This is a genomic window from Bacillus sp. JJ1474 (assembly GCF_036965225.1).
Lineage (GTDB): Bacteria > Bacillota > Bacilli > Bacillales > Cytobacillaceae > Cytobacillus.
Genome location: NZ_JBALPC010000081.1, coordinates 21,545 through 26,422 on the forward strand (window position 1 = coordinate 21,545; position 4,878 = coordinate 26,422).

Here is a 4,878-nt window from a genome sequence, read left to right on the forward strand (position 1 = left end):
TAAAAATACATCAGAAAAGGATTATAAAACTACTTTGAAAATAAATTTATTTATAAGTATGCTCTAAATAAATCAAATCCATCGTTGCTTCGACTAAAAATTGCTTGGGAAATATTAAACGTCAAATAAAATTGGAAAAAAATACAAATAAAAGGAGTGATTGAATTGGCTATTTCAATTCAAACAGCAGATAACAAACTTAATATTAAAGGAAATGATTTTTTAGCTTTAGCAGATTTCTCTCCAGAGGTTATAAGTGGTTTACTTCAAAAAGCTAAGAAGCTTAAGAATGCAGCATTGCTTGGTGAACACATTGCTCCCTTACAGGGTAAAATTCTAGGGATGATATTTGAGAAATCATCTACACGTACGAGAGTTTCATTTGAAGCTGGCATGATTCAGCTTGGGGGTCAGGCTTTATATTTAAATAGTCAAGATCTCCAATTAGGAAGAGGGGAGTCCATTGCTGATACGGCTAAGGTTCTTTCACATTATGTAGACGCCATTATGATTCGTACTTTTTCGCATAAAACTATTGAAGAGCTTGCTTTACATGCAACGATTCCAGTCATTAATGGGCTGACAGATTTGTACCACCCATGTCAGGCATTAGCAGATTTATTAACTTTACAGGAAACTAAAGGTGAATTAGCAGGGTTAAAGCTAGCATATGTTGGTGATGGAAATAATGTTGCCCATTCATTAATGATTGGCGCAGCAAAACTAGGAGTAAATATTACGGTAGCCACTCCAGTTGGTTATGAACCAAATGCAGATATCGTTAATAAGGCAAAAGGGTTTGCTGCTGCTAGCGGAGGAAATGTAGCGATAACAAATAATCCATATGAAGCTGTAAATGGTGCAGATGCTATTTATACAGACGTGTGGACGAGTATGGGGCAAGAGGCCGAAAATGAAAAAAGACTGAAAGACTTCACAGATTTCCAAGTAAACGAGAGTCTTGTCAAAAATGCGAAGAATGATTTCACTTTCCTTCATTGCTTGCCAGCACATAGGGGAGAAGAAGTTACAGCAAATGTGATTGATGGACCGAATTCAGCTGTCTTCCAGCAGGCTGGCAACAGACTTCATGTTCAAAAAGCTCTATTATCGGAAATTTTATAAAAACAAAAGGCCTTCTTACTGTTGGAAGGCCTTTTGCTATTTTATTATGGTAAAAAGTTCTATCTCGCTGAATTTTTACGATGGAAATAATAGTAGTGATTCTAGAAATAAAGGAGGAATTTATGTATGGGGCAAAATCGTCAATTTAAACCGGGTCAGAAAGCACCTAATAATGGAGTTTATATTGAAGTTGGCGAAACCGGAAGCAATGTTAATAATCCACAAATGTTAAAGCTTAAGGCAGGAGATAGATTTCCTGAAAACTCCAACCATAACCGTGTTTGGACGTATCAAAGAAAACCTTAAGCTTAATTTATTATTCAGAGCCATCCATTTGTGGATGGCTTTACATATGCTATAATAACATTAAAGGTCAAAGAAGGTCAGAGAGGAGGATATGTATGGATATTAATAAAATGACGGAACGGATGCAGGACGGCATTATAAGTGCGCAAAATCTAGCAATAAGGGAACAGCATCAGGAAGTGGATGATGTTCATTTATTATTGGCTCTTCTCGGACAGGACAACAGTCTAATGGCATCTATTCTGAAAAAGTCACATGTATCAATTGAAAATATGAAAAAAGGTTTAGAACACATACTTAGGAAAAAACCGCAAGTTTCGGGAACCGGTATTGAACAGGGAAAGCTATATATTACGAGTAATCTTCAACGCAGTTTGGCAAGGGCAGATGAAATTAGAGAAAATTTTAATGATGAATTTATTTCAGTTGAACATGTCCTATTAGCCATCTCAGAATCAACATCCGAAGCGTCAGCAGCTTTTAACAAAGAGGGAATTAATAGTCATAAGCTAGAGATTGCGATAAAGGAAATAAGGGGGAATCAAAGGGTGACATCACAAAATCCAGAAGCAACATATGAAGCCTTAAAAAAATATGGGAGAGACTTAGTTGCAGAGGTAAAGGCGGGAAAGATGGACCCTGTAATTGGGAGAGATAGTGAAATTAGGAATGTCATTCGAATTTTATCTAGAAAAACAAAAAACAATCCTGTATTAATCGGAGAACCGGGTGTAGGGAAAACGGCAATAGTCGAGGGCCTTGCTCAAAGAATTGTACGAAGAGATGTTCCAGAAGGGTTAAAGGATAAAACAATATTCTCCTTAGATATGAGCTCTCTTATTGCCGGAGCAAAATTTAGAGGAGAGTTTGAAGAGCGTCTTAAAGCGGTTTTAAATGAAGTAAAAAAAAGCGAAGGAAGGATTCTTCTCTTTATTGATGAGATCCACACCATCGTTGGAGCAGGCAAGACGGAGGGGGCTATGGACGCAGGAAATATGCTAAAACCAATGCTCGCCCGAGGTGAATTGCATTGTATAGGTGCCACGACCCTTGATGAACACCGAAAATATATTGAAAAGGATCCAGCATTAGAAAGACGCTTTCAGCAAGTTCTCGTTCAAGAGCCTGATGTGGAGGACTCCATTTCGATCCTTAGAGGGCTTAAAGAAAGATATGAGATTCACCACGGGGTCAATATACATGACCGTGCCCTTGTTGCAGCGGTTACTTTATCGGATAGATATATAACAGACCGCTTTCTCCCCGATAAAGCAATTGATTTAGTTGATGAGGCTTGTGCTATGATTCGCACGGAAATTGACTCTATGCCACAGGAACTTGATGAGGTTACAAGAAGAGTAATGCAGCTTGAAATAGAGGAAGCAGCATTAAGGAAAGAAAGTGACGAAGCAAGTAAAGCTAGACTTTTGCTTTTGCAGAAGGAATTGGCTGATTTTAAGGAAAAAGCCGATCATATGCAAGCAAAATGGCAGTACGAAAAAGAAGGCATTCAGAAAATCCGTGAAAAAAGAGAACAGCTGGAAAAATTACGTCGCGAACTCGAAAAGGCCGAAAATGAATACGATCTAAATAAAGCAGCAGAGCTTCGACACGGAAGTATTCCTGCATTGGAAAAAGATATAAAACTGCTTGAGCAGGAAGTCAATGAGAAAGATGGAGAACGCTTATTAAGAGAAGAGGTAACAGAAGAGGAGATAGCGGACATTGTTGCAAGATGGACAGGCATTCCTGTAGCCAAGCTTGTTGAAGGTGAACGTGAGAAGCTCCTAAGACTAGAAAGCATTCTTCATGAAAGAGTGATCGGGCAGAATGAAGCAGTTGAACTTGTGTCCGATGCTGTTCTTCGTGCAAGAGCAGGGATTAAAGATCCAAATCGTCCAATAGGTTCTTTTATTTTCCTAGGTCCAACAGGGGTAGGAAAGACCGAGCTTGCGAAAGCTTTAGCACAAAGCTTGTTTGACAGTGAAGAGCATATTATTCGGATTGATATGTCTGAATACATGGAGAAGCATGCAGTTTCAAGATTAATTGGAGCTCCTCCCGGTTATGTCGGCTATGAGGAAGGCGGACAGCTGACAGAAGCAGTTAGAAGAAAGCCATACTCCGTTATTCTGCTTGATGAAATTGAGAAGGCACATCCAGAAGTCTTTAACATTCTTCTGCAAATGCTCGATGATGGAAGGATTACGGACTCACAGGGAAGAACAGTTGATTTTAAAAATACAGTGATTATCATGACGTCTAATATTGGTTCACAGTATTTGCTTGAACGCGTTAGCGGAGAAGAATATATAAATGAAGAAACTCGAAATAAAGTGATGAGTACATTAAGAGGACATTTTCGTCCAGAATTCTTAAATCGGGTAGACGAAATCACCCTATTTAAGCCTCTTGCATTAACAGAAATAAAGGAAATTGTTTCTAAGTTAATCAAACAGCTCCAAGAGAGATTATCTGATCAGCATATTCGCCTAAATATTTCAGAAACAGCTAAGGAGTATATTGCTGAAAATGGATTTGATCCTGTTTATGGTGCTAGGCCGTTAAAGCGTTTTATCCAAAGAAATGTAGAAACGATTTTAGCCCGCAGAATTATCAGTGGGGAAATTAAAGATTATAGTGAAGTATCGATTACGATTGAAAACGATGAATTAACAGTGAAAATCCAATAAAAAAAGGGAGTGACTTAGGAAGGGTATGCAAGCATACGCTAAAGTCACTCTCTTTTTTAGTGAATACCTTCTTTTTCCACTGGTCCTTCAGGAATGATCGTTGAAATAACAAAAATTAAAATCGTAGTACCTACTGCAAGAATGGATCCTGTTTTGAAATCAAAAGCTAAACCAAGCATGGAGCTTACAACATAAGTTAACATTTGAACAAGAAGAAAAGTCCAAAAAAACGTCCAAAAGAATCTCATCGTATTCACCTCTACATTATTAAATCCCTATCATATTACCATAAGGAGAAAAAATAATAAATGACTACAGCTGAAAAATTATGGCATGCCTTTGTATTTCACAAACTGCAAATAGTTTCCATATGAAAAATAGGCTATGTCCCGTTCATTTCATGTGAACCGTCATACATTATTATGAACTAAGCAGCAAGGGAGTTTTTCACGATGGAAAGCCGGAACTTTAGATTGGATACCGAATGGAATATGATCCATTATCCTAATAAGCCAAGCGGTTTCGGTATCCTAATCATTGGTGATGACAGGCACTTTGTTAATGAACAAGGGAGCTACTGGACACAGAATGAAGGAAAAGCAGCTTTATTAAAAATGCTAAATGAAGAGGGCTATACTATTTTTTATTCAAATCTTTACGGAAAGAATTGGGGAAGTGAAAGAGCAGTTAAACTGGCGAGAAGATTATATGAACATTTAATCCGCACAGAAATAATAAATGTGAAAATCAATAT

Annotated in this window: 4 protein-coding genes and 1 pseudogene; 4 read left to right on the top strand and 1 reads right to left on the bottom strand. The window is 37.7% G+C overall.

Annotated features, from left to right (window positions below; all coding sequences use genetic code 11):
* The first annotated feature begins 165 nt into the window (after positions 1-165).
* The 3 genes from argF to clpB all read left to right on the top strand — a co-directional run bounded on the left by argF (position 166) and on the right by clpB (position 4,124).
* Entirely contained in the window at positions 166-1,125 is a 960-nt protein-coding gene (gene argF, locus V7164_RS12160; RefSeq protein WP_335354219.1) for an ornithine carbamoyltransferase, read from the top strand.
* 126 nt (positions 1,126-1,251) lie between these two features.
* Positions 1,252-1,431, top strand: a complete 180-nt coding sequence (locus V7164_RS12165) for a YjzC family protein (protein WP_335354220.1) — start codon at positions 1,252-1,254, stop codon at positions 1,429-1,431.
* Between the two features lie 95 nt (positions 1,432-1,526).
* A complete protein-coding gene (gene clpB, locus V7164_RS12170; RefSeq protein WP_335354221.1) occupies positions 1,527-4,124 on the top strand; it encodes an ATP-dependent chaperone ClpB in 2,598 nt (865 codons plus the stop codon).
* 56 nt (positions 4,125-4,180) lie between these two features.
* Here clpB and V7164_RS12175 read toward each other — a convergent pair whose 3' ends face one another.
* Positions 4,181-4,372, bottom strand: a complete 192-nt coding sequence (locus V7164_RS12175; RefSeq protein WP_335346139.1) for a DUF2929 family protein — start codon at positions 4,370-4,372, stop codon at positions 4,181-4,183.
* A 204-nt stretch (positions 4,373-4,576) separates the two neighbouring features.
* Here V7164_RS12175 and V7164_RS12180 point away from each other — a divergent pair.
* Positions 4,577-4,878: pseudogene (locus tag V7164_RS12180) on the top strand (hydrolase); the annotation flags it as partial.

Excerpts from the sequence above, each read along its gene's own strand:
- V7164_RS12175 (WP_335346139.1), bottom strand. The coding sequence starts at position 4,372 with ATGAGATTCTTTTGGACGTTTTTTTGGACTTTTCTTCTTGTTCAAATG.
- clpB (WP_335354221.1), top strand. The coding sequence starts at position 1,527 with ATGGATATTAATAAAATGACGGAACGGATGCAGGACGGCATTATAAGT.
- V7164_RS12165 (WP_335354220.1), top strand. The coding sequence starts at position 1,252 with ATGGGGCAAAATCGTCAATTTAAACCGGGTCAGAAAGCACCTAATAAT.